Source organism: Pedobacter sp. 22163, assembly GCF_052045595.1.
In the GTDB taxonomy this organism is placed as follows: domain Bacteria; phylum Bacteroidota; class Bacteroidia; order Sphingobacteriales; family Sphingobacteriaceae; genus Pedobacter.
On sequence record NZ_JBQEPM010000004.1, the window covers coordinates 445,631 to 471,888 of the forward strand.

Here is a 26,258-nt window from a genome sequence, read left to right on the forward strand (position 1 = left end):
CCGCCCACATTTAAAGTGAAAAATGAAAAGATATTGTTTAGCACTGGATCTTGTTGATGATCCAAAACTCATAGCGGAGTATGAAGCTTACCACCTTAATGGCTGGCCTGAAATTAAGCGGAGTATTATCGAATCGGGGGTTTTGGAAATGGAAATATACCGTATTTCGAGCCGTTTGTTTATGATTATGGAAACGGAGGATGACTTCAGTTTTGAAAAAAAAGCAGCTATGGATATTGCTAACCCTAAAGTGAAAGAGTGGGAAGAACTGATGTGGAAATATCAGCAGGCGTTACCCTTGGCAAAACCTGGAGAAAAGTGGCTGCTCATGAAAAATATATTTAAGTTAAACGAACTGTGACATGAAAAAGCCGAACGGGAACATACACACCGGATATATTTGATTTCCAGCTGGCCTCGCAATTTTGGACTGAAATGCAGCACCGTGGATTAATCGAAACAGAATCATTTAATTACAGTATCTAAGTAATAATAGGTTTTACTTAAAACCAAAAAGGAGAATTTTCTAAGCATTCTCCTTTTGTATTTTCTGTTAATCAATAAATTGTATCTGTTGTACCAGGTAGGCCTTCCCAAACTTCTGCGGATCGTGTACCACTGTTGCTTTAATGCCTTTCCATTTTGGCCGTTGCCCCTTTTGCCAGTTTGCACGGATTTCCTGTACATTTAGCCAGATTTCTTCAAGTTCGTTCTCAACCGTGCTGTTTGCATAAGTGAGCTGTAATTTATCTGGAATGAGATAATAGTCATTTCCTGTTTTGCTTAGTCTTATTACTGGTCCGCCAGGTACATATGAAGTAATCAGTTGAATAGGAAAAGATTCAGTCCCTTTGTATTGCTCTTTGCTAATTATCTTTTCGAAAATAAAGTAGTATTCAGGCCCGTCTTGAAGTGGTTCTTTATCGCGGTTGAATCTGGCTTTAACGCGGTAAGAATAACCAGGTTCCCTTTGGTCAAAACCTACAAGAGAGGCGCCCGCATCTACATTGCCCGGTAACTTTAAAAGCACATCATTATCTGCAGCATAACGAGGGCTTACCAGCAGTTCAACTTCCTGTCCGTTTTTTAAGTTCAGCGGACCATATCTTTCCGATTTTTTACATGAAACAAGTGCAAAGGCTACAAAAAGAAAAAGTAGGTTTTTCATAGGTGAGTGATTTTTAGATTAATGGTTCCTTATAAAACGTAAAAACATCAATAAGCGCTACAACAGATTGATAATCTTTCGGGTTATTGTTAAATATTCAAACTGATAATTTAGCTAAACCTTAAAATGTGCTAATAGTCCCGTGTTTTGTATAAATCGGTCTTAGCACGCTACAATACCTTTGTTATCAATATTTAACAAAGAAAAAAATGTCGAAAATAATTTTAATTACCGGTGCTTCACGTGGCTTTGGTAAAATCTGGGCAAAGGCCCTATTAGAGCGTGGCGATAAAGTAGCTGCAACTGCAAGAAATACAGCAGATTTAAATGATTTGGTAGAAGCTTATGGCGATGCCGTGTTGCCGCTTCAATTGGATGTAAACGATAGAGACGCCTGTTTTGCAGTAGTTGAAAAAGTTAAGCAGCACTTTGGCCGCGTTGATGTATTGATCAATAATGCGGGATTTGGTTTATTTGGTGCTATAGAAGAAACGACCGAACAACAGGCCCGTGCACAAATGGAAACCAATTTTTTTGGTCTGCTGTGGGTAACACAAGCAATTGTTCCGGTAATGCGCGAACAAAAAGCCGGGCACATTATCCAGGTTTCTAGCTTCCTGGGCTTGGTAAGTTTGCCCGTGCTGGGTTTGTATAATGCCTCTAAATATGCGGTTAACGGATTAAGTGAAACCTTGGCTACGGAAGTAAAAAGTTTTGGCATTAATGTAAGTTTAATCGAGCCAAATGGTTTTTCTACCGATTGGTCCGGTGCTTCAGCTTTCCAAACAGCGCCGCTAGAAGTATATGCTCCAGTTAAAAAAGCATTTTTTGATGCTTCAACACCCGATAGTTGGGGCAAACCAGAAGCAACGGTATCCGCTGTATTGGCATTGATCGACAGTCCTAAACCTCCTTTACACTTCTTGTTGGGAAAAGTGGCTCTACCAGTTGTTAAACAGGTTTATGCAGAACGTTTGGCTGAATTTGATGAGTGGGCTGAAGTTGCGGTCAATGCACACGGTCATTAATAAATCATTTAAAACCTTTAACTACAGGCTGTACAGGGTAATTGTGTAGCTTGTGGTTAATTACTATTGAAGGGATGAAACACTATAAAAATTTGGCTGAACTGCACCGAGAAAATGCATTTCCGCCGCCCGAGAACCCATTGTTTAGCATTTACAAGTGTGACAATAGGTGTACCATGGGCGACAGGGAATTTACGAGCGATTTCTATATGATCGGTTTTAAAAAAATTATTGCAGGACAAATCCTTTATGGACGTACAAAATACGACCACGAAAGTGGTTCGATGATGTTCTTTAAACCCAATCAGGTAATCGAAATGAAAAACCTGGAGATGGATGAGGATGGTTTTTTGATTTTTATTCACGAAGATTTTTTGAATGGACATATATTACATGATACCATCAAAAAATACCACTATTTTGATTACGAAACCAATGAAGCGCTGCATCTCTCGCCCAGCGAAGAAAGCACGGTATGGGAGCTGCATCATAAAATTGAAACCGAATACCGAAACAACCAGGATGAATACAGTCGCGAATTGATTTTGGCCAATGTAGATACTTTGCTTAAATACAGCCAACGTTTTTACAAAAGGCAATTTCTTAACCGCACAGAAATTTCGGGCAAGACAGTAACCCGGTTTAATGAAGAAATAAATAAATACGTTGCCAACGGATTATTGGCTACTAAAGGTTTGCCATCAGTGCATGATATGGCAGCGCGTTTAAACATTTCGGCAGGTTATTTAACAGATGTTTTAAAACAGGAAAGTGGAAAAACGGCGTTAGAACACATCCATATTTACCTGATGAGTGAAGCGAAAAACCGTTTGATCGGCGAAAATAGGTCGGTTTCGGAGATTGCTTATGCATTGGGATTTGAGAACCTTTCTTATTTCTCGCGTTTATTTAAAAAAGAGGTTGGTATTAGTCCGAATACATTTAAAAAGCAGTTGCTGAATTGATGTTTTAGCCGCAAAGCACGCTAAGAGGAGGTGCAGAAACTACCAAGTTAGGAGGGGTTTCTTTACAAATAGACTTACTGTTGGTCAGGATTTGCAATCCTGACCCGAGTGCTACGGATTGCAATCCGTTTTTTAGCTATTTATTTGTTCCGCAGATCTAGCGGATGAGCGCAAAATCAATTCCGTTATCCATCTATTACATTTTCCATCCTAACCACCAAGGCACGAAGCGCACAAAGCTGAGTTTGTTTCTTTGGCACGATAGACTCGGACCTCTGGCTCCCGACTTCAGACTAGTTCCATTTTTCATTATTAACTCAAGATTTTGAACTTTCCCGCATCAGTTTACTCACATGGCTTTCGTCTACAAGGCCAAACTCTGAGGCAATTTGTTTCAACCCAAATCTTCCGCTTTCTATTCGTTGCTGAATTAAATTTTGACGGTAACCGTGGATATACTGGCGTAAGGTTATGCCGGTATTTCTTTTAAAATAGGGGCCTATATAATCTTCTGAAAGATTAAAATGTGCCGCCATTACATTCGCCTTTAAATTTTTAGGCTGGTAAATGTATTTGTGCAGATAACAGAAGATGGCTTGAATGTCTTTTGATCGTTGTGCACTGCTTTTAATTTCGGGCATATTGCGCTGCATGATATCGGAAAGCACTAAGATCTGCGTCCAGATTAAAGCTTCATTTTGCAACATGTTTATGTTGAGTGATAAGATTAGTGCGATGATGTTTTCAACAATCAACTGATCGTTTGCCGTAAAGTTAAAACCTAGAAAATGTGTTTCACGGCTTTTTATGAGGTATTCCAGGTATTGCAAGCCCGTTGGGTTAACCTCTTTTTGATGAATGAATATATCGGTAAACTTGATATAAATGAAATGTGTTTTTTCTTCAATTTCGAAACGATGATCATCATCCGGACCAATTAAGAAGAGATTTCCTTTTTTGTAAGCAATGGAGATTTCGTTAATGACATGCAGACCTGATCCATTTTTAATGTAAATCAATTCATAATGGTTGTGCCGATGTAGAGGGTGCTGCCACTTGCTTACTTCAAATTCTGAAATAACAATTGGTTGAAATTGGATGTATCGCTTTATCATAGATTTATACAAATCTATCATACTATTTTACAAAAACATATCTCTGGTTTGTCAGGATCTTTACTGTATGTGAATCAATTTAAATTAAAAGAGATGAATGACAGTAAAACAGCGTTGGTTGTGGGTGCAAATGGGGTAATTGGCAGTAATTTAATCAGCTACTTAGAAAATCTTAGCGATTGGAATATTATTGGTTTATCGCGTCGGGGTGGACTGGATACAGATAAAACAAGGTATATTTCTGTAGACCTGCTCGACCCAGCGGAAAGTAAGAAGCAATTGAGTCGCTTAACTAAAGTAACACATGTTTTTTATGCCGCATATCAGGATAAGCCTACATGGGCGGAGTTGGTAGCACCTAATTTGGCGATGCTTGTAAATGTGGTTAATGCCATTGAAGGTGTTGCAAAAGACTTACAGCACATCAGTTTAATGCAGGGCTATAAAGTATATGGGGCGCATTACGGCCCTTTTAAAACACCGGCAAAAGAAACCGACGGTAGACATATGCCCCCAGAATTTAATGTAGATCAGCAACAATTTCTTGAGGCACGGCAAAAGGGAAAAAAATGGAACTGGTCTGCGCTCCGGCCATCTGTGGTTGCGGGTACTGCATTGGGCAACCCGATGAATTTGGTTTCTGTAATTGCAGTTTATGCATCCATATCGAAAGAACTGGGGTTACCTTTGCGTTTTCCTGGCAAATTAGGGGCTTATGATAAACTTTTAGATATTACAGATGCTGGGCTGTTGGCGAAAGCAACGGTATGGGCGGCAACCGATCCTGCATGTACCAATCAAGCTTTTAATATAACCAACGGTGATCTGATACGCTGGAATGATCTTTGGCCTAAAATCGCAGCTTATTTTAAAATGGATACTGCCCCTCCGCTTCAAATGCCTTTGCAAACCGTAATGGCTGATAAATCGGCTTTGTGGGCACAGTTGCAAGAAAAACATGACTTAGTTAAACACAGTTATAAAGAAGTGTCTTCATGGGCATTTGGTGATTTCGTTTTTTCCTGGGATTACGATTTCTTCTCAGACAGTACCAAAGCCAGACGCATGGGCTTTCACGAATATATAGACACTGAAAAGATGTTTTTTGACCTGTTTGACGAACTTAAACGCAAAAAAGTTATCCCGAGTTAGTTTTCTATTTACAGTTGGTCTGGATTTACGATCCAGGCCCGAGTGCTATGGATTTTCAATCCGTTTTTTAGTTGTTTATTTGTACTGCAGATCTAGAAGATGAGCGCAGAATTAATTCCATCATCCGGCTTACATTTTCCATGCAATAACCACCAGGGCACAAAGCGCACAAAGGCATTTTTTTGCACAATAGACTCCGGACTTCTGACTAATCTATCATTTAATCTAAATTTAAACCAAAGCGGTTTACGTCGCTCTGGTTTAATTTTAAGGTTATAAATTATACATACCACCATCGGCAATAAGTTCTGATCCTAAAATGAACGATGAATCATCCGAAGCAAAAAAAGCGATTGTTTTGGCAATTTCTTCGGCCTGTCCGAATCTGCCAACCGGTATCTGTTTCACCAGGCTTTCGCCCATTTGCTGTAAATCCTCGTCGCTTAAGCCCAATTTTTCCGAACTGTGCAATGGTGTGCCAACAGGACCGGGGCTAACCGCATTTACCCTTATTTTTCTCGATGTTAGTTCAGCAGAAAGATTTTTGGCCAAAGTTAACAAGGCGGCCTTACTTGCTGCGTAGACTGTTGCACCTGCCATTCCGATGTGTGCATTTATCGAAGTATTTAAAATAATTGATCCGCCTTGATTAACTAATGGCAGCAATTGCTGTAAACTAAAATAGGCGCCTTTAAAGTTGATGTTCATAATCTCATCAAACATCTCTTCAGTCATATGCGCTAACATATTAAATTTTCCAATACCAGCATTAATCACTACAATATCTAAAGTTGGACTAATGGTTTTCACCTGATCGGCCAGTTTTGTAATTTCTTCCATATAAGCGCTGTCCGAAATAATTCCATATGCATTTTCGCCAAGTTGGGCAATGGCATCTTTTACCGATTGTTCATTTCTTCCGGTGATAATCACTTTGGCGCCCTGAGCTAAAAATTCTTGCGCTGTTGCAAAACCTATACCGCTGTTTCCACCTGTAATGATTGCGGTTTTTCCTTCTAATTTTTTCATTATCTTTATGTTTTAATACATCAAAGAGACGGCTAATTACATTGCTCATCAAGTATGTACTTTTTGGTTCGGTACGCACTTTTTTGTACGAAATGACCTCAGATTCTTTAAATCCCCGCATCAATTTTTTATATGACAAAAAAAAGACAAGCCGAGTATACCTGTTCCATGGAAGCGGCGCTAAATGTAATAGGTGGTAAATGGAAATTGACTATTTTGAACAGGCTTTTATCTGGTCCGAAAAGGTATGGTGAACTACATCGTAGTGTTGCAGGTATAACCGAAAAGATGCTCACACAGCAGTTAAGGGAGCTGGAAGAAGACCAGATCGTTGAACGAAAAATTTATCCTGTTGTTCCACCCAAGGTAGAATACTCCTTTACCGAATCGGGGAAAAAGCTGACTGATGTTTTTAAGGCTTTAGAAATCTGGGGCAGTAATTTTCAGCACCGCATCAATCCAACCCGGGGGAATGCAGATCATGATAAAAACTGTTATTCTTTCAAAGATGAATCGCAACCTACAGAACTTATTGAGCGCACCTAGTTTATTATAGCACTAATGTTCCCATAATTTAGATATTTGCAACTGCTAATAATTTAAATGATGAAACCTTACCTGCAACTTTTCGATTTTTCTAAGAAAATAAATTATAAAACTGAAATTCTTGCGGGTTTAACGGTGGCCATGACGATGATCCCCGAATCGTTATCATTTGCTATTCTTGCAGGTTTTCCTCCTTTAACAGGTTTATATGCCGCCTTCATTATGGGGTTGGTTACGGCTATTTTAGGTGGCAGACCGGGTTTGGTTTCGGGTGGGGCAGGTGCAACAGTGATTGTGCTCATCGCCTTAATGAAAACCCAGGGTATAGAATATGTTTTTGCAGCAGTGGCTTTAGCAGGTGTAATCCAGATTATAGTGGGGCTGTTTAGACTTGGGAAATTCGTCAGGCTGGTTCCGCAGCCCGTAATGTTCGGCTTTGTTAACGGTTTGGCGGTTATTATTTTCATGTCGCAGCTGGAACAGTTCAAAACCCTTGTTAACGGCAGAGTAGAATGGTTGAGCGGCACTCCTTTATATATCATGTTGGCTTTAGTATTACTTACTGTTGCCATAGTAATCATTCTCCCTAAAATAACCAAGGCCATTCCATCATCATTGGTGGCTATAATTGTGGTTTTTCTGATCGTTTTATGTTTTGGAATTGATACCAAATTGGTTAAGCATATTGCTTCAGTAAATGGAGGGTTTCCTCCATTTCATATTCCGAACGTGCCGTTGAATCTGGATATGCTGAAGATCATTTTTCCTTATTCGCTCATTATGGCAGGTGTGGGCTTAACGGAGGGTCTGCTTACCTTGAATCTGGTTGATGAAATTACAGAAACCAAAGGCGATAGGAACAGAGAGAGTATTGCTCAAGGAATTGCCAATATTGCAAATGGCTTTTTTACGGGTATGGGTGGCTGCCCAATGATTGCCCAAACACTGGTTAACCTTTCTGCAGGTGCCAGGGCAAGGTTATCGGGCATTATTGCTGCCTTAACTATATTGGTTATTATTTTGGTAGGCGCTCCGGTAATAGATCGTGTACCCATGGCGGCCCTGGTTGGTGTAATGATGATGGTAGCCATTGGCACTTTTGAATGGATGAGTTTTAAAGTGATTAATAAAATGCCTTCACAGGATATTATCATTGGGATTCTGGTGGCTGTAATTACAGTATGGCTGCATAACCTGGCGCTTGCTGTATTAATAGGTGTAATTATTTCGGCACTTGTTTTCGCCTGGGAAAGTTCTAAACGTATACGTGCCACCAAACATGTTGATGCAAATGGTGTAAAAACCTACGAAATATTTGGCCCCTTGTTTTTTGGATCGATTGCTAATTTTAATGAGCTGTTTGATGTGGCTCATGATCCACAGCATATCATCATTGATTTTAAGCATAGCCGTGTTTTTGATATGTCGGGTATTGATGCGCTGAATAAACTAACCGAACGTTACCGTTCTGCTGATAAAAAACTCCAATTAAAGCACCTGAGCGACGATTGTAAGCGCTTGCTGAAAAATGCAGATCAGATTATAGCAGTAAATATTATAGAAGATCCTACCTATCGGGTGGCCACCGAAAAATAAATTAATTTAAACCTTTCTGTTTTATGGTATAAAATACCATTACATCGAAGCCAATAACATAATGTATAATATGGTAATGGCTATCCTTATGTATAACCAATTATTGTTGGTTTAATCTTTACTGCCTATATCTCATATTTTACTAAAACGTTTAAGTACTTTAAGAAATAGCAACATAAAATTGTTCGATTTATTGTTATTAGTAGCTAAAAATATCCTTATAGACTGTTTTATAGGATGTTAATTTTTTACGATATTCTGATAATATTTATATTTTTACCTGTCCAGCTGACAATTATTTAATAGAATTAAATATTATTGTGATGTTTTATGAAAATTTCATAAAAATGACAATTTGTTATTAAAACGTTTTAGTATAGTATATATTTGAATTAACCAAATACTAAATTTTATGAGAACCCCTAACTATTACTACCGAAGTACCTGTCTCTTTAACCTAGGACATACCATGCCGTTCCCGAAAAAATAAGTTTTAGAAATCATTTTTTTTACCAATTAAAGATCCATTAACTATGCGATACTTATGGGCGTGCCTTGTTTTTTTTGCCGCGTTTACATTAAACGTTTTACCGACTTATGCAACGGGTGAGAAACTTCATAAAGGCCTAACAATTAACTGCTTGATTCTTCAGGATACAACAAAAATCAAGATCGTAACACCGAAAGATTCATTACGAAAAGACAGTTTAGACCAGATTAAAAAGAAAACACTTTACGATAGGTTATCTGGCGGTGTGAAAAAAGACACCAGAGATCTATCGCTATTCCCTGCCATTTCATTACAACAAAACTTAAAGGGCAATTTTGCTGGTCTGTATATTCAGGAGCCATCTGGTGAGCCTGGGTCCATTCAGAACATGTTTATTAGAGGGGCTGCGATGCCGCTATTATCTAAAAAGGATTTGTACGATGCTCAGCCTCTGGTGGTTCTCGATGGAATCCCGTTGGTACGGGAGCATCCTTTTGCTTTTGATATACAGCAATTCGATTTTAATAGAATCGGTCCTGCAACTAATTTATTGGCCGGTATCGATCTGAATAATATTGCATCGGTAGAGGTACTTAAAGATTTGGGTTCTACTTCTGTTTACGGGCCAAGAGGTGTTAATGGGGTAATTGTTTTAACCTCAAAAACAGCAGTTGGAAAGTACCGCGCCATATCTTTCAATTCGTATATAGGCATGGTGCAAAAACCATTTGTAAATACCATCAATGGTAAATACGAAAATGATTTCAGACAGCGGTTTTATGATATATATACCACAAATGGCAGATATTCTGATGATGAAGAGTATCCGGTATATTTAAGCGATTCGCTAAATAATGTGTATAGTGGAAAATCAGACTGGACAGATTTATATTACAGAAATGCGCTGGTATACGGCATTAATTTCTCGCTTGCTGGTGGTACTGATAGGGCGAATTTTAGGTTTGCATTAGGTAATACCAAAAGTGAAGGTGTAGCAGATCAAACGGGTATCGATCGTTATAGCGCCACTTTCAATATCAATATGAAGCCAACCAAATGGTTGTTGTTTTCGACTATGATTAATGCGAACCGTTTAAACCGCGACAGAAATAAAACCTTGCGCGACCGATTTGCACAACTTAATTATTTTCCTGATTTAAGCGCGCCTTTACCTCCAAATAAAGATTTCTATGGTTCATACCTGCAAGAATATAAGAAAGGTTTTGATGATAACAAAACAAACTCTATTCAAGGCTATGCCAAATTAGAAGGAACTTTCGGCAAATTTAAAGTTTTATCATCTTTTAATGCCGATTACAGTGAGGGGTATAGAGATGTTTTCTATGCCAGAACGCTTTTGCAGGGAAACAGTTATGCATCCAATTATTATGGCTTTAGCCAAAGATTAATGATGGATAACAAAGTGACTTACGATTTAAATCTGAATAAGGTTCATGATTTTCATTTTACGTTAGGGCAAACCATGCAATGGGATATCTATAAATATAGTAATGCTTATGCCTATAAAGGTGTTAACGATTATATTAAAATCAATTTGCTCGATTCGAAACCAAAAAATGACGATGGTTCAGACAACGGGGGTTATTTAACACCAGTTGCCTTTCCAAGAGAATTGACTTATCGGTTTTTAGATAAAACAGAAGATAACTTATTGTCTTTCTATGGAAAAGCCGATTACTCATTTACCGATAAATATTTCATATCAGCAATATTGCGTTTAGATGGCTCTTCAAACGCACAACCAACAAGCCGTTGGTTTTATTCGCCAACTATTTCTGCCGCCTGGAATATTAAAAATGAATTTTTGAAAGACAACAGCTTAGTTGATGATTTAGTATTGCGTGCAAGTGTTGGTAGAATGGGGCGTACCTTTAGTTACGATAATTATACACAAGGCCCACAATATACAGCCTCAGTTGGCTATACCGGTAACTTAACGGTGCCTGGATATAATGCATTCGGTGTTTTAACACGTCCTTATCAATTTGGTTGGGTAGGTTATGGTGTACCTTGGTCATACTCAGATCAACTTAATGTTGGTGCTGATGTGGCGATGTTGAAAAACCGTCTTCATCTTTCTGTTGAACTTTATAGCAAAACCGATAAAAACCAACTAATTGGTATCCCAGCTTATGCCGAATATGGTTATAAACAATCTATCGAAAGCGGAATGTCTGTTAACAACATGGGTATCGATTTTACAGTGAGTACTCAGATAATCGCAAAAAGTAAATTCTCCTGGAATTCGGCCTTAAACTTTAATCACAATGTTAACGAATTAAAAGCACTGCCAAGAGGATTAGATCAGTTGGTAGTAGGTAACAGATTTTTAAAAGTTGGCGAGCCGGTAGATCAATATTGGTTATTGGAGAATAATGGCATTTATACTTCAGATGCTGATGTGCCAGTGGTTAACGGACAAAAATTAAAGTATAAGGGAATTGTTTTAAAGGCCGGCGATCCACGTTGGAAAGACCAAAATGGAGATAATACTATTGATGATAACGATAAAGTATTAAAAGGCCATTCATTACCAACCTTTGCAGGTGGTTTCGATAACAATTTCAGATATGGCAATTGGAGTCTGGCCACAAGTATCTACTTTAATTTAGGAAGAAAGCTAATCAACCAGGAGATGGCTAACCATTTTGATTTTGTTAACCGCGAAGGCAATACCGATATCAATTCTGTTAAAGAAATTACCTTCTGGGAGAAACGTGGCGATTACTCGAAATATCCACTTTACAATCCCTGGAGTACGGTAATCCCATACCGTTCAGATCAGGATCTTTTTTTAGAGAATGCTTCATTCTTAAAATTAAGACAGGTTTCATTAGGTTACGAACTGGGTAATTTGCTCAATAAGAAGAACATTAAAATCAACAAATTCTTTGTATACGGTGCAGTGAGTAATATTTTCACCATCACGCCTTATACCGGTCAAGATCCTGAACTGGTTAGCTACGATGGCGTTGATACAGGTTATGGCCAACCCATTCCGAGAACATATACCCTAGGTGTTAAAATGGAGCTATAAGATGAAAACAAGAACTAACAAAACATCAAGTAAGATGAAAAATATATTATACATACTTCTGGTTTCTATAATTGCCTTTTCGAGTTGTAATAAGGCTTTAGAAACCGATTCTACCAGGGTTGTAGGTGAAAAAAATGCCTGGAATACAGTAGAGGATGCCCGATCAGGAATTTTGGGGGTTTATGCTTTAACACGGGCTGCTTTATCAGATAACAATAGTCACTGGATTTATGGTGATGTAAGAACGGGAGAGTTTTTAAGTCCAAAAAGGCAGGATTTAAAGGCTGTAATCGGCAATAATTTAAACGCAGCATATCCCGTAATGGAGGCGTTATCTGATTGGACAAGGTTTTATGCCATCGTAAACGGTGCCAATGTTTTTATAGAAAATATTGGGCATGTAAAAGAAACAGATAAACGATATACAAGCAATAACATGACAGTGGATATTGCGCAAGCCAGGTTTTTAAGGGCTTTTGCCTATTTCTACATGGTGAGAATCTGGGGCGATGTACCATTTATTACCTCTTCAGACGAGGGTAAATTTACCAACAAACCCCGCGAAAGCCAGGCCAGGATTTTAGCATGGGCTGAGCAGGAAATTTTAAAAGCAGCAGCTGATCTGCCATTTATTTATAGCGGTGGCGATGTGCAGCAGCCAACTGATTATTATAATGAAAATTCGGGAAGATGGGGTGGGGCTTTGGCAACAAAAGTTACGGCATATGCTATTTTAGCTCATTTGGCAGCTTGGAATGGCGATTATACCAGCGTTTCTAAATATGCCAAATTTGTTGAAGATAATTACGGCAAAAGTGCCGGCGGTTTTACAGGAAGTGCTGATTTGTCAAATTCCAATGGGTTTTTCTACAATAAAAACACCAGGCAGATGTTCGGTTTTAACTCAGATTATGGCCACGTGGATGGTTCATCTACCGGGCATATTGAAGAGTTAACTTTAGCTGAACCGGTTATGACCAAGTCAGTCCCGGATATTTATCTTCCGAAAGATTCGATTCTGAAATATTTCAATATTGCAAAGGATCAAAGGTTTGCTGTTGATACATTAGGTCAGGCAAAATATGATGGAAGATATTTTACAAACATAAACGGTAAGTATCCCATTTTCAGTAAAATCAAAGTGATTCAGGGAGGAGGAACAGATCCTAACTTCAGGTATTTTACCAGTGCTTTGGTTTTTACCCGCTTAGAAGATATCGTTTTATTAAGAGCAGAAGCGCTTTCAGTTTTGGGCGACCAACAGGGAGCTGTAAGTGAACTACTTTCTGTGATGGTGAGAAGATATGATGAAGGATTTTCTATCAATATAAACGACGTCATAAAATTAATCTTCGAAGAGCGCCACCGAGAATTGTTGGGTGAGGGCTCAAGGTGGTATGATTTGATCCGCTACAACAAGATCAAACAGAACGACGCCAAATTTATGAATCTCATCAATTCTGGCGGAATTTACTGGCCTATATCAAGAAAGCTGATTGCTCAGAATAGTTTATTAACCCAAAATGCTTACTGGCGCTAATGATAACGGATATGAAAAATTCAATAAAATATATAGGTGCGCTTGCAATCTTATCGTTGCTAACGCTAATTAATTCTGCCTGCAAAAAGAATGGAGGGTTTTACGATGCAGCAGATCAGAATGTAACCTTTGCAGGCAATACTTACGATTATTTGAAAAGCAAACCAGGTGTTTTCGATTCGCTTATTGTAGCGATTGACAGGATGGGTTTGAAAAAAACATTAACCGATAGTAATGTTACGCTATTTGCAGTCAGCAATCCAAGCTTCCAACTGGCTTTACGGAACTTAAATACGTTAAGGAAGCTATCTGATAAAGATCCGCTTTTTTTGGCCAATATTGATGCCGTTCAGTTAGATACGATGACCTCGTACTATATTATCAGAGGTAAAAAAACAACCGATTCATTAAAACTTCAGGATGGTTTAGACTTGAAAAGTGTACATGTTGGTTATCCAATGCATGCGAGTGTAACCAAAATATCGGCTTCTGGGCAGGTTGGTGCCGGACCGGAGATTATTAATTTCGATAATACCAAAAAAAGCAAATTCATTCGCAACTGGGCAACCAGTACAACCTCATCAAATAACATTAAAACCAAAAATGGAGTCGTACACGTGATCAGTGCAGATCATGTATTTGGCTTTGACGAATTCGTTACCCGATTAACTTTTGTACCACCACCACCAAACCTTTATCTTGAAATTGGTGGTATATTTTCATCAAACCGCGAAAATGGTGGAGGTATAACCAGTGGAGAAAATTCGAGAAAAGTAATCGATGGTGATGATCACACCAAATTCCTGGCCGACTTACAAGGCGAACTATGGATGAGGTTTGAACTTAAAACACCTGCGGTTTCATCCGTATACACCTTAACCTCTGCAAATGATGCCAACGAAAGAGATCCGAAAGCATGGACTTATGAAGGCTCGATGGATGGTTCAAACTGGGTAGAATTGGATAGAAGGTCTAACTTCTTCTTTGAAGAAAGATATCAGCAAAAAGTATTTAGGTGTACAAATACGGTTGCCTACAAATTTTACCGCATTGTGATTACCGAGCTCAGAAACAGTGGCACATTCCAGTTGGCTGAGTTTACCATAAACAAAACGAAATAAGTGATGCGAAATAGAAACATTAAAATAAATAGCCCGATGAAATCGACCATATATAAATATTTTGCGCTCCTTTTACTTGCTGTAACCCTTTGCAGTAGCTGTAAAAAGATTTTCGATTTACCCGATGAGAAAGATTATATCAGCAATAATGTGAATTTTAGTAATAAAATTCTGGAGCCAATAATCGGAAGAACCAATCTTATCGGTGGCTTTAACAGCGATAACTCAACCAATCCCATTACGTTCGAAATTGTAAACGTTAGGTTTGGGGATGGAAAGCCGGTGAGCGATCTTTTTACAACGGCACCAACTTATGTATGGACAGCACCTTATACTGGTTTAGAAAAAAGCCTGGCTGAAATTGAGGCAAAAAGAAAAATCGAAACACGTCCGATATTCGAAATACGGTCATCAGGTGAATTCATCTTATGGCCATCAGCGACAAACCAGATATTGAAACCACGTCCGACGGATAGTACCAACTTTTCGCAGGATACACGTTTTTTTGATGTAAAGGTTAAAAATACCGGTGGCGAGCGCCTGATTAAAGATTTTCAGATCAGACCTTTTAGAGAGCGTCCATACGAACCATCGAACGATTTTAACGCCTACACTGGTTTACCTGCTCCGGATCCAAAACATCCTTTTGATAAAAAATTGAGAGATTACATCCGCCCTTATTTAAATAATGTGATCGGCGCTACTTCTGAGTTAAAATTAGAAAGTAACGATGAAAAAAAGGATGCAATTGTTTACATCCGTCCGCTAACATCAGGAGGTAATGGCCATTCGTTACGCATAGTGGTTTTGGGTAAAGATTCTTTACCGATCGATCCTAAGTTTTTCAATGAAACGGTTTGGGATAAAATGATTCATGGTTTCAATATCCAGAAAACCGATCAATATGTCCAGTATGATGTTGCTTATCCGATACCATTGGTAGAAATCCCTACATCTTATGCTAGAGGCGGATCGAGGGCAAAAGCAGAGTTGAGTTACTCCCGGATTGGTTTTGGGGGCGGGCGCACGGTGGCCAATTTCGGTGTCGATTTCGCTATTTATAAAGCTGGAGACTGGGAAATCGTCTTTTATTTCAAAAATGAGAACCCAAAATTTGCTAACGAATAGTTGATCAATAAAGCTAATATTATGAAAAGAAATATACTTTTATATACATTACTTATTGTATGTATAATATGTTGTACGAATGCCTATTCGCAAGAGAAAAATATTATTGTAAATGGCAGGGTTCTGGATAAAGATACCAAACAGGGGGTTCCAGGCGTATCTGTTGTTCTGCAAAGCACAAATAAAGGCTTAACGCAAACAAATGGAGATGGAAAGTTTTCGGTTAACGTACCTGTTGGAGGGACACTGTTATTTAAATTTTTAGGGTATAATACCTCATCAGTTAAAATTACCAATCAAACCAATATTACAGTAACCATTAGCGAGGATCGTAAAGATCTGAATGATGTTATTATTGTAGCTTACCAAAACAGACCAAAAGAGACAACTGCTGGATCAGTAACGGTGCTTAGCGGTAAGGATGTATCAGATATTCCGGTATCAAACATTGAAACCCTTTTACAGGGTAAAGTACCAGGGTTAAATATCCAGAACAATACCGGGGCCCCTGGTTTTAGGGGATCGGTACAGCTTCGTGGTTTATCAAGTTTAAGTATTTCAGGTAGTGGTAACGATTCATTTTTACAACCTACTTCGCCATTATATATTATTGATGGTGTGCCTTTAGATGCAGATAAGGCAGCAGAGTTTGGTTTTCAAACGCAAGGTCCCGGGGTGAGCCCACTTTCGCTAATCCCTCAGGAGGATATCGAAAATATCCAAATCCTGAAAGATGCGCAGGCAACTTCCATGTATGGATCCAGGGGTGCTTATGGGGTAATCATCATCACCACAAAAAGAGGTAATTCTAAAGTGCCGCGTATTAAATATGTATCGAACTTTTTCGTTAATGCTCCGCCTAAATTACGCGAAACATTAGGAGGTAATTCAGAACGCCAATTAAAAATTCAGCAAATTATTTTAAACGCAGAGACCATTAATCAGATCAGGGGAATTAGCAATACCCCTTTTCTTGCCGATAGTTTAAATGCGTATTATAATAACTCTACCGATTGGCAGGATGTATTTTATCAAACTACATTCAACCAAAGTCATAACCTGGCTTTAGACGGTGGTGATCAAAAATTTAATTACAAAGCCAATATGGGCTATTATGCCGAAAAAGGTGTAATTAAAAATACGGGTTATAACCGTTACAATTTAAACATGAACATGGAGTTTAAACCGAATGATAAATTTAGATTTTTCGGTTTCGTTAATGGTTCAGTAGGTAAGCAAAATAAAGGTAACGGTGCAGGCTTACTTCAATCGGGTGTAGCTGCAAACGGACAGGCATCAACACTTTTACCGCCCCCGTCTTTTTATCAGGCATCCGGTGGCGTATTATCTGCTTTGCAAACGCTGAACGATAATAATTCCAGAAATTTACGAGCAAATATTGATGCGCGTTACGAATTTATACCAGGTTTCGCAGCATCTTCTACCTTAAGTTATGATTATACATCAGATACTGAAACTACGTTTACACCAGCTGCTGCCAATGGATCATTTGCCAAGCTTTATGATTATAATGGCAGAAATTTCCAGTTATACAATAGAAATGCAATTACCTATGCTAAAACATTAGGCGAAAAGCATAATTTCTTTATCAATACATTTAACGAAATTTATAAACAGGGTTCCCAATCATCAATAAGCCGGCAGGAAAGAATTCCAAACGATCAGCTTCAGGGACCAGTCGGGTTCGATGGTTATTACTCAAGAGGTGGCGGGGTTTTAAGTAGCTATAAAAATGCTACAATTGCCTCTTTCGCAGGATCGCTATCTTACGATTATGACAAAAAGTATGTAGCCGAGTTCTCTTACCGTTTAGATGGTACCTCATCAAGTGGTTTGGAAAATCCATATTCTAAAAACTCTTCAATAGGTTTAAGATGGAATTTCAACAAAGAAAACTGGCTAACCGATCAAAAATGGTTAGACTATGGTAGTTTAAGGCTAACGTGGGGCCAAAATATTGTGCCAACAGGTAATCTTCAAAGTATTTATGGTATTTATAACCTAAATGGAAATTACAACAATACGCAAACCATTGGTATCAATTACGATTTAATTCCAAATCCGGCCTTAAAGCCAACCACTACAAGTCAGTATAACCTTGGTTTTGACATTGGTTTCCTAAACAGATTCTCGATTGTTGTGGATAGTTATTTTAAAAAGGTAGATAATTTATTGTTCGATCGTATTTTATCAAATACTACAGGTTTTAATAAACTAGCGAGTAACGATTTGGGTATCGCCAATTATGGAACCGAGATTAGCTTAAATATAAAAGCCATTACCAGCAAGGATTTCGATTTATCTTTTTCAATAAACGGTGCTTATAACCGCGATGTGCTGTTAAAACTGCCTGAAGAGTATAATGGGCAATATATCCGCTTCGATGGTTCTGGTTATCTCCAGCACAATGTTTTCCGTGTAGGCAGAAATACCCTATCAAACTATTTAAGAATTAACCAAGGGGTTTACAAAACAGATGCGGATGTACCTGTAGATCCGGTTACCGGAAAAAGATACCAAACAAATAATACCTTCTTTTACGGGGGAGACCCGATCTTAAAAGATGTAAATGGCGATTATATTCTGGATGGCAGAGATTACGAAATTACCGGAAACTCACAACCATTGCTAACAGGTGGTTTATCGTTCACCATGAGGTATAAAAAATGGGGGTTAAATATGTACGCCAGTTATACAGCGGATAGAACAATCTTAAATAACGCTCTTGCAGATCGTATTGCCATCATGAGAGATCCTTATGCACTAAATGCCGTAGTACCATTAGGTGATTTAAATATCTGGCAGAGACCTGGTGATGTGGCTAAATACCCATACCCCTATGATTTTAGCCGTTATGGAAATATACAACCATTAAGAGCCGATCAAACCTTGTGGCAGGAGAGTGGTACATATCTGAAAATTAACAATTTAACGCTTTCTTATATGTTCGATAAGAAGTTGATAAGCAGATTCGGACTGGCTAATTTAAGGATATTTGGTTCTACCAATAACTTAATCACATTTTCTAAGTATAGTGGCCCTAATCCAGAAAACGTAACCGCATTAGGTCGCGATATTTCTAACGGTTATCCTGTGCCACGCACCTACAACATTGGTTTAAACTTAGAACTTAATACAGGCAACTAAAAATATTTATTATGAAAAAAGTTATTATTTACACTTTGGTTATTGCAGCATCTTTTTGCTTGCCTTCATGTAAAAAGTTTTTAAACATACAGCCTTTAGATAAACTAACAGGAAACAACTTTTTCCAGACTAAAGAAGATGTTGTTGCCAATATTTATGATTTGTCGAGGATTGTTTTTAGCAAAATAAACGAAACACATTACGTTGGTGCGGTTGGAGAATACAGATCGGGCGAGGTATTGCACGAAAGCCAGTCTGACAATGCCCCCTCCCGAGAATATGTGGAGTTCTTAGGTCGAAATGATCTATTAAACCTGATCAGAAGAGGGCAACCTTGGGACTATTATAATTTTGATAGAATAACCGATTGGACCGGTTATTACAGGGCAATTCAAGGTGCCAATATCTTGATCACGAAATTAGATGAGGGTGTTCCAGGAGTTAATGAAACAGAAAAAGGACAGTTTAAGGCTGAAGCCGCATTTATTCGCTCACTTAGTTACTTTACCATGGTGCGGTTATTTGGCGATGTAGTGTATTATACTGATGCATTTCATTCTACACCCTTACCCCGCGAAAATTTTGTATCCGTATTAAATAAATGTATTGCCGATTTAAATAGTTATAAAAATCAAATTCCATTTACCTATAGCGATCCTGCTTTAAAAGGCGTTCGGGCAAGTAGAGGCAGCATCATTGCTTTAATGATGGAAATGAATATGTGGAACGCAGGCTTTGACGGAGCTAACGCAAGAAAATATTATCAGGCTACTGCAGATCTGGGTAAGGAATTGGTTGCAAGTAATGCTTATCGGTTATTGCCACTATCAGACTGGTCCACAGTAATCAAGGGGCGTTCGGATGAAAGCTTATTTGAATTTTATCAAAGTATAAATTATGGAGATGCGGTACTGAATGTTGCACCAATTGCCGATATGTTTTTGCATTACCCATACAAAAGACCCGAATATACCCACCGCGTAAGTTTTGCTTATTACAGGGGCGAATATATGCAGAAACTTTTTCAGGATGGGGGTGACAAAAGGATCACAACCTGGTTTAATGAGGATATTTTTGCTGACAATGGTAAGTTCATGTTATTAAAATATGCGAAGAACTCTTTCATTGTAGGTGAGGAAGATGCCAATCCGGATAATACCTTCATGATTTTTAGGTATGGTGGAGAACTCCTGCTGGCGGCAGAAGCGCTTGCAAATATAGATGAAAATGCCGAAGCCATAAAACTGGTAAATATGGTAAGGAGCCGCGCTGGTGCATCTCCATATACATCTTCAAATGGAGATCTTAAAGAATTTATTTTTTACGAACGTTCAAGGGAACTTATCGGTGAGGGGCACCATTACTTCGATTTGGTTAGAACGAAGAGAATTTTAAATAGTCAGTATTCTTACAACGTGCTTACATCTGATAAATTTAGCCGTGGTGCCTGGACCTGGCCAATTAACCAAAGTGCGCTAAACAACAACCCATTTATGAAATTGAATGATTATTGGGTTAATGGTGGTAATTAATTATTATAACAAAAGATATATGAAAAAGCTAATTTTTGCTTGTGCTGCTGTACTGCTGATATTAAATGCTTGTAAACGTGATGAGTATTATCGTGATGGAGGCCTGGCCAATCCTAACTTTAATGGGAATATGCTTCAATATTTACAAGCTAAAAAAGTACCTTTTGATACCATAGCCCAAATTGTAAAACTGGCAGGTTTAGAGAGTACCTTTTCAAATGAGGACTTTACTTTTTTTGCACCTGATGATGAGGTAATTAAAAAAACAATCGGAACAGTTAAAACCGATGGATTAAATAATTTTCTTTTTTATTCAGGAAAAGATACCGTTAAAACGCTGGATCAGATTAGTCCGGTAATCTGGAAGAGATATCTGCAACGCTACATGTTTAAGGGTGTGAATAGGTTAAAGGATTATCAGCAAATCGATTTTGATGTTAAGAGTGTTTATCCGGGCGGTCTGTATTATTCTCTTAATGGTAATATCTCAAATATTGGGGTAACCTATGGTACCGCAAACAATATCAAATATATCGGGTACCGCCAATTAAACCTAACTTATATCCCTGATGCTTCAAAACCTAATGATAATTGGTACATCAACAAGGTGGCATCATCTGATATAAAACCTACCAATGGCGTTGTACATACTTTGGCCTATAATGACATAAGAGGCGGTGCTTATTTTGGCTTTAACGAGAGCGATTTTTTTAGTGATGTATATTTTAGTGGTTTAGCTCCTTCTGATCCCTCAAAATAAGTCATAACTGGTTTACCTCAAGAAATTAAACGATGAAAAAAATTAAATTTATATTCACAATAATCACTTTGATTGCTTTAAGCTTTCAAGGATGTAAAAAGGAAGATGATGTGATCCCTGATCCTTATGCTGATGCTAAATCACCATTAGGTGTGGCCATTTCACAAACTGATGTCCCAGTTCCTGCTGTTGGAATTGTAGGTACATCTGTAGTTATCAAAGCTTCGGGCTTTGATAAATATAAGGATCAATTGACCTTTATGTTTAACGGTGAAAAGGCTGAGGTAGTTAGTGTAACTGCCACAGAGATTACGGTTAAAGTTCCCGAAACCGGAAGTACGGGTGTAACGTCAATCGCTATTGGCGACCAGTTATTTATTGGTCCAATCTTTACCGTAAAGGGGCTGATTCAGATCGACCCTACTTTCAAAGCCATAGCAGGTACCAACGGTTATGTAAGTCAGGTGTACGAAATGCCTGATGGAAGGAACATTGTCGTTGGTAATTTTACAAATTTTGATAACAAAGGGGGGGTCGTTCCCATCAATCGGATCGCGAGAACATCATTAGATGGAGAATATGATCGTACTTTCCGTACGGGAAGAGGATCCAACGGTCCCCTAGCCAGTATTGTAGAAATTGGTAGCCGTTTTATTGTAGCAGGTGGCTTTTCCGGATTTAACCAACGTACCGAAAACATCAGCAACATTACCAGTTTGTTTACCAGCGGAGCAATTGACACTATAAAAATTCAAACAAAAAGAAAGCCAACGGTCACCGATACTGTTACACAAAAATGGTTTCCGAGGTTTAACGGTGGTACAAATGGTTTTATTGACCATGTATACGCCCACCAGGGAAAAATTTTAGCAACCGGCGATTTTAGGTTTTATGTAAAAAGAACTTACGATAAGTTTAATTACGATTTATCAAGAGATACTGTAATATTGGACAGTACAGAAATCCGGCAGATTTTACGCTTTAATTTAGATGGCAGTCTTGATAAAACATTCCGTTTTAACACTGCTACCAATAAAGGAAAAGAAAGTGCAAACGGACGTGCGTATACTTACATGCATACTGAGGCAGAGAAGCTGGAAAAACTGGTTGTGTTTGGTAATTTTACCACTTTCGATGGTCAGCAAGCTAACCGCATTGTGAGGTTAAATGTTGATGGTGGCATCGATCCTACTTTTACACCAGGTACAGGCGCCGATAATGCCATATATTCTTGTACTTACAATGTAACAACAAAAAAATATGTGATCACCGGAAGTTTTACCCGTTATAACGGTAAAGCAGCAGTAGGTGTTGCGGTTTTAAACGATAACGGAACTTTAGATGAATCATTTACATCTCTCGCCTTCGAAGGTGGACAAGCAAATTTTGCCAAGCAGCTTAGTAATGGGTTAATTGTAGTAAGCGGGTATTTTATTAAATACAATGGCATCACCAGAAATGGCTTTATGGTTTTAACCCCAACAGGAACATTGGCAAAAGGATACAATTCTACAGGTCCTTTTAATGGTAGCCTATCTGATGTGATCGAAACCAAATCGGCAGATGGTAAAAAAGCACTATTGCTAATCGGTGGCTTCAGTCGTTTTGATAATTTACCATTATACAACATTATTAGAGTAACTATCGAATAATAGATGAAGCTAACCAGGATATAAATTAAGATGAGTATGATGAAAAAATATAAATTATTGATTGGCTTAATCGCAGCAATAATTACCACGGCCATATTTTCTTGTAATAAAGAATTCGAAAGAACAATTGGAGATAAAAATGCCAGCGATACCACAACTGTTAAATATGGAAACCGTAAGGTGCTTTATTTGGTTGTTGACGGAGCAAGGGGGCAATCGGTTTTAGATGCAAATACGCCAAATATCGACGCGATTTTGCCGCACGCTATCTACTCGTGGGTAGGTTTAAGTGATCCTGATGCAACCGAAGATGCAACCAATTGGGCAGACATGTTAACCGGCGTTAAAAAAGATAAACATAAAGTTACAACTAATGCATTAACGAATAACAATCTGCAGAATTACCCAATCATCTTCAACAGGATTAAAGAGGCCAGTGCAAAATCGAAAATTGTTACCTATACCTCATCAACGGTTTTTAAATCGTTAAATGCAGGAGCCGATGCGAGTAGCCTGGTGGCAGATGATGATGCCGTTAAAGCTGGATTGATAGGCAATTTAACTAGTGATACTGCGGCGGTTGTTGTAGGCCATTTTACAGGGGTTAATGCGGCAGGTGCAGCATCTGGATATGATGTTTCTTTTCCTGCCTATAAAGCAGCTATCGAAAAATTCGATACTGCTGTAGGTGAAATCCTGGCTGCATTAAAAAAACGTCCTAATTATAACAATGAGCAATGGCTGGTTGTTATTGCATCGAGCGCAGGTGGGCAATATACATTACCCTCAAATGCCGATGACCAAACCATTTTTAGCCAGCCAAAAGTAAATTCATTTGTAATTTATTATGCGCCAACTTACAACAAACGAATTTTAACAAAGCCATTTACCGGTAACAGGTATTTAGGCAAAACAATCCGTTTTAAAGGGGAAGATGTAAGGGCACAGGTTGATGCTGCTGACGCAGATGTTTACAACATAGATGACACTACAAAAGTGACCATAGAACTTAAGGTTAAAAAGAACGAAGACAAATTTTTCTGGCCGAGTGTTTTAGGTAAACGTAATGAGTGGTCTAGCGGTCACCCAAGTGTAGGCTGGGTTATTTATTTAGAAGAAGACTATTGGTATTTTGAGTGGCGAGGTACTAAAGATGGAGATTACCATCAATGTAGGGGGGGGAGTTTTGCCAAGGGGAAATGGACAAATTTAACAGCAAAAATAGAGGTGCGTAATGGACAAAGGTTTGTTCGTACCTATACCAATGGTAGCTTTAATAATGAGTTCGATATTACAGGTTCTGGTTCGTTGGCAAATTCGAATCCTTTAAAATTGGGATTTTTAAATGGAAATGGACACGGAGTACCAGATGTATATGTAAGTGACATCCGCTTTTTTAAATTTTCTGTTCCAGATGGAATGATCGGCAACTATGCCTGTCAAACTTCAATTGATCAAAGTCATCCATACTTTAATTTTCTGGTAGGGTATTGGCCCGCAACGGATGGTAATGGTAATATCATGGCAGATATAAGTTCTCAGGCACATGATTTTAAATTCCAGGGAACCTATGCATGGGAGAGTTTTAACGATTTAATCTGCCCTCCGGCCCCAGAAACACTAGCCATATTTGTTCCTCAAACATCAGATATACCTGCACAGATTATAAACTGGTTAAAGATTGCCAATAAACAAACATGGGGGCTTGATGGCCGGGTTTGGTTAGATCAATAACAGATTTACTGATCATTTAAAATATTATAAAATGAAAAAAATTATATATATCGCATTGATAAGTTTAGCCATCATTGGTGTTTATTCTTGTCGCAAATCACAAATAGATGATTTAAAATTGCCAGATCCTAATACCAGAAGTGTAACAGGAGAAGGTATTGTTGCCGGAAATGTTTCCATAGATAACGAATACATTAAGGTTCCTTTTAAAATTTCTTTAACTGGCGTTGCCGAGGAGGCCTTTCAGGTAGGTTTAACTTTAAATAACGATACTGTTACGCAATTAATTAATGCAGGAACCATTACAAATGCAATTCTAATGCCATCTGCAGGGGTAGAGTATCCCAATGTGATCAACGTGGCTTATGGAACCGATAACAGTGAAGGTGTTGCTATTGTTCGCCGATCAATACTGGAGCGTAATTATGGTAAAAAAGTTGTTTTTGCGCTAAAGCTTTCAGCCCCCGGTAAAGGAAATAAAATTGCTGCAGGTAAGTCTAACATTATGGTTATTATTAATACTACCGATCTGTTAAAACCTACCGATCTACACTATTTAACTTTAAATGGCGGTGGTACCTATAATGTAGTGTACCAGGGTGATTACATTGTAGGCCCCGCTGGTGTAACAATTCCGCTTATTGTAAGTTTAGAAAACCAACCATCAACAGCTTTCAATATTAAGATCAAAGAAAATATAGATACCATTGCTACTTTAGTTGGCAGGGGAACTTTACCCGCAGATGCAATACACCTGGATGCTAAAGATTATAGCGTTGATACTTTGGTTAGGTTTGCTACAGGAGCTTCGCGTGCGGTCGTAAGACTTCAGATCCCATGGCCGGTTTTCGACGCCAACATTGTTGCAAATAAAAAATTTGCATTCGCTTTCAGCATTAGTGAGGCCAGCAATCATGTAATTCACCCAACTAAGAATAAATTAATAGTGATTGTAGATCCTAATGTAAATTTAGATAATAACTCTTATATCACCGGAAACGGTACTGGTTTAACAGCAAAATATTATACCAACACCCAATTAGATCCTGACGATGGACGTGCTCCATTTGTGACGAGGGTTGATGAAACCATAAACTTTAGTGGTGATGGATGGCCAGACAATGTAAAAAATGCTAGCGGAACTCAGTTAAGCAGGGATAACTTTGCTAGTAGATGGAAAGGCGAATTTTTAGCTCCGGTACGCGGCACATATACTTTCTACCAAACGCGTTGGGATGATGGCTCAAGACTATATGTTAATGGTGTTGCTTTGGTAAATGATTATACAACCCAATGGGATAAAGATACACGTAAGGGCACCATATTTTTAGAACGCGGAAAACGGTACACCATTGAAGCGCATCACCGCGAAAATGTAGGCGGGCAACAGGCTTATCTGGAAATTGAAGTGCCGAATATTTTATCAAAAAGAGTAATACCAAAATCTCAATTGTTTCCAACGCCTTAAATATTAAT

Annotated in this window: 19 protein-coding genes; 16 read left to right on the forward strand and 3 right to left on the reverse strand. The window is 38.4% G+C overall.

The window, feature by feature from the left end; all coding sequences use genetic code 11:
- Positions 1–22: 22 nt before the first annotated feature.
- A complete protein-coding gene (locus tag ACTJKN_RS13125) occupies positions 23–361 on the forward strand; it encodes an L-rhamnose mutarotase (RefSeq protein WP_440825577.1) in 339 nt (112 codons plus the stop codon).
- A 192-nt stretch (positions 362–553) separates the two neighbouring features.
- Here the strand turns inward: ACTJKN_RS13125 and ACTJKN_RS13130 are convergent, their stop codons facing one another.
- Positions 554–1,168: a hypothetical protein gene (locus ACTJKN_RS13130; RefSeq protein ID WP_440825579.1), complete on the reverse strand. Its 615-nt coding sequence runs from the start codon at positions 1,166–1,168 to the stop codon at positions 554–556.
- A 209-nt stretch (positions 1,169–1,377) separates the two neighbouring features.
- Between ACTJKN_RS13130 and ACTJKN_RS13135 the strand changes: the two genes are divergently transcribed.
- Both ACTJKN_RS13135 and ACTJKN_RS13140 read left to right on the forward strand, forming a co-directional pair.
- Positions 1,378–2,196 carry an SDR family NAD(P)-dependent oxidoreductase gene (locus ACTJKN_RS13135; protein WP_440825581.1) on the forward strand — a complete coding sequence of 273 codons (819 nt, stop codon included), beginning with the start codon at positions 1,378–1,380 and terminating at the stop codon, positions 2,194–2,196.
- 74 nt (positions 2,197–2,270) lie between these two features.
- Positions 2,271–3,161 carry a helix-turn-helix domain-containing protein gene (locus ACTJKN_RS13140; protein ID WP_440825583.1) on the forward strand — a complete coding sequence of 297 codons (891 nt, stop codon included), beginning with the start codon at positions 2,271–2,273 and terminating at the stop codon, positions 3,159–3,161.
- Between the two features lie 317 nt (positions 3,162–3,478).
- Here the strand turns inward: ACTJKN_RS13140 and ACTJKN_RS13145 are convergent, their stop codons facing one another.
- Positions 3,479–4,276, reverse strand: coding sequence for an AraC family transcriptional regulator (locus ACTJKN_RS13145; protein ID WP_440825585.1), 798 nt, complete (start codon positions 4,274–4,276; stop codon positions 3,479–3,481).
- Positions 4,277–4,369: 93 nt separating this feature from the next.
- On the opposite strand from ACTJKN_RS13145, the gene ACTJKN_RS13150 reads away from it, so the two are divergent.
- On the forward strand, positions 4,370–5,428 hold the full coding sequence (locus ACTJKN_RS13150) for an SDR family oxidoreductase (RefSeq protein WP_440825587.1): 1,059 nt from the start codon (positions 4,370–4,372) through the stop codon (positions 5,426–5,428).
- 273 nt (positions 5,429–5,701) lie between these two features.
- On the opposite strand, the gene ACTJKN_RS13155 is transcribed toward ACTJKN_RS13150, so the two are convergent.
- Complete coding sequence (locus tag ACTJKN_RS13155) at positions 5,702–6,457, reverse strand: SDR family oxidoreductase (protein ID WP_440825589.1); 756 nt, start codon at positions 6,455–6,457, stop codon at positions 5,702–5,704.
- Between the two features lie 132 nt (positions 6,458–6,589).
- Between ACTJKN_RS13155 and ACTJKN_RS13160 the strand changes: the two genes are divergently transcribed.
- The 12 genes from ACTJKN_RS13160 to ACTJKN_RS13215 all read left to right on the forward strand — a co-directional run bounded on the left by ACTJKN_RS13160 (position 6,590) and on the right by ACTJKN_RS13215 (position 26,250).
- Positions 6,590–7,003, forward strand: coding sequence for a winged helix-turn-helix transcriptional regulator (locus ACTJKN_RS13160; RefSeq protein ID WP_440825591.1), 414 nt, complete (start codon positions 6,590–6,592; stop codon positions 7,001–7,003).
- A gap of 60 nt (positions 7,004–7,063) precedes the next feature.
- Positions 7,064–8,599 (forward strand): SulP family inorganic anion transporter, encoded by a 1,536-nt coding sequence (locus ACTJKN_RS13165; protein WP_440825879.1) that lies wholly within the window; start codon positions 7,064–7,066, stop codon positions 8,597–8,599.
- Between the two features lie 641 nt (positions 8,600–9,240).
- Positions 9,241–12,147 (forward strand): SusC/RagA family TonB-linked outer membrane protein, encoded by a 2,907-nt coding sequence (locus ACTJKN_RS13170; RefSeq protein WP_440825593.1) that lies wholly within the window; start codon positions 9,241–9,243, stop codon positions 12,145–12,147.
- 34 nt (positions 12,148–12,181) lie between these two features.
- Positions 12,182–13,687: a RagB/SusD family nutrient uptake outer membrane protein gene (locus tag ACTJKN_RS13175; RefSeq protein WP_440825595.1), complete on the forward strand. Its 1,506-nt coding sequence runs from the start codon at positions 12,182–12,184 to the stop codon at positions 13,685–13,687.
- Positions 13,688–13,698: 11 nt separating this feature from the next.
- Complete coding sequence (locus ACTJKN_RS13180; RefSeq protein ID WP_440825597.1) at positions 13,699–14,808, forward strand: discoidin domain-containing protein; 1,110 nt, start codon at positions 13,699–13,701, stop codon at positions 14,806–14,808.
- Positions 14,809–14,844: 36 nt separating this feature from the next.
- Positions 14,845–15,936 carry a DUF5007 domain-containing protein gene (locus ACTJKN_RS13185; protein WP_440825599.1) on the forward strand — a complete coding sequence of 364 codons (1,092 nt, stop codon included), beginning with the start codon at positions 14,845–14,847 and terminating at the stop codon, positions 15,934–15,936.
- Positions 15,937–15,957: 21 nt separating this feature from the next.
- Positions 15,958–19,104, forward strand: a complete 3,147-nt coding sequence (locus ACTJKN_RS13190) for a SusC/RagA family TonB-linked outer membrane protein (protein ID WP_440825601.1) — start codon at positions 15,958–15,960, stop codon at positions 19,102–19,104.
- An 11-nt stretch (positions 19,105–19,115) separates the two neighbouring features.
- A complete protein-coding gene (locus ACTJKN_RS13195) occupies positions 19,116–20,636 on the forward strand; it encodes a RagB/SusD family nutrient uptake outer membrane protein (RefSeq protein ID WP_440825603.1) in 1,521 nt (506 codons plus the stop codon).
- A 19-nt stretch (positions 20,637–20,655) separates the two neighbouring features.
- The gene (locus ACTJKN_RS13200) at positions 20,656–21,396 is read left to right on the forward strand and encodes a fasciclin domain-containing protein (RefSeq protein WP_440825605.1); all 741 of its coding nucleotides are present in this window, start codon (positions 20,656–20,658) and stop codon (positions 21,394–21,396) included.
- A gap of 32 nt (positions 21,397–21,428) precedes the next feature.
- Positions 21,429–23,048: a DUF5008 domain-containing protein gene (locus ACTJKN_RS13205; protein WP_440825607.1), complete on the forward strand. Its 1,620-nt coding sequence runs from the start codon at positions 21,429–21,431 to the stop codon at positions 23,046–23,048.
- 36 nt (positions 23,049–23,084) lie between these two features.
- Positions 23,085–24,782 carry a DUF4983 domain-containing protein gene (locus ACTJKN_RS13210; RefSeq protein WP_440825609.1) on the forward strand — a complete coding sequence of 566 codons (1,698 nt, stop codon included), beginning with the start codon at positions 23,085–23,087 and terminating at the stop codon, positions 24,780–24,782.
- 31 nt (positions 24,783–24,813) lie between these two features.
- Positions 24,814–26,250, forward strand: coding sequence for a PA14 domain-containing protein (locus ACTJKN_RS13215; RefSeq protein WP_440825611.1), 1,437 nt, complete (start codon positions 24,814–24,816; stop codon positions 26,248–26,250).
- The last annotated feature ends 8 nt before the right edge of the window (positions 26,251–26,258 follow it).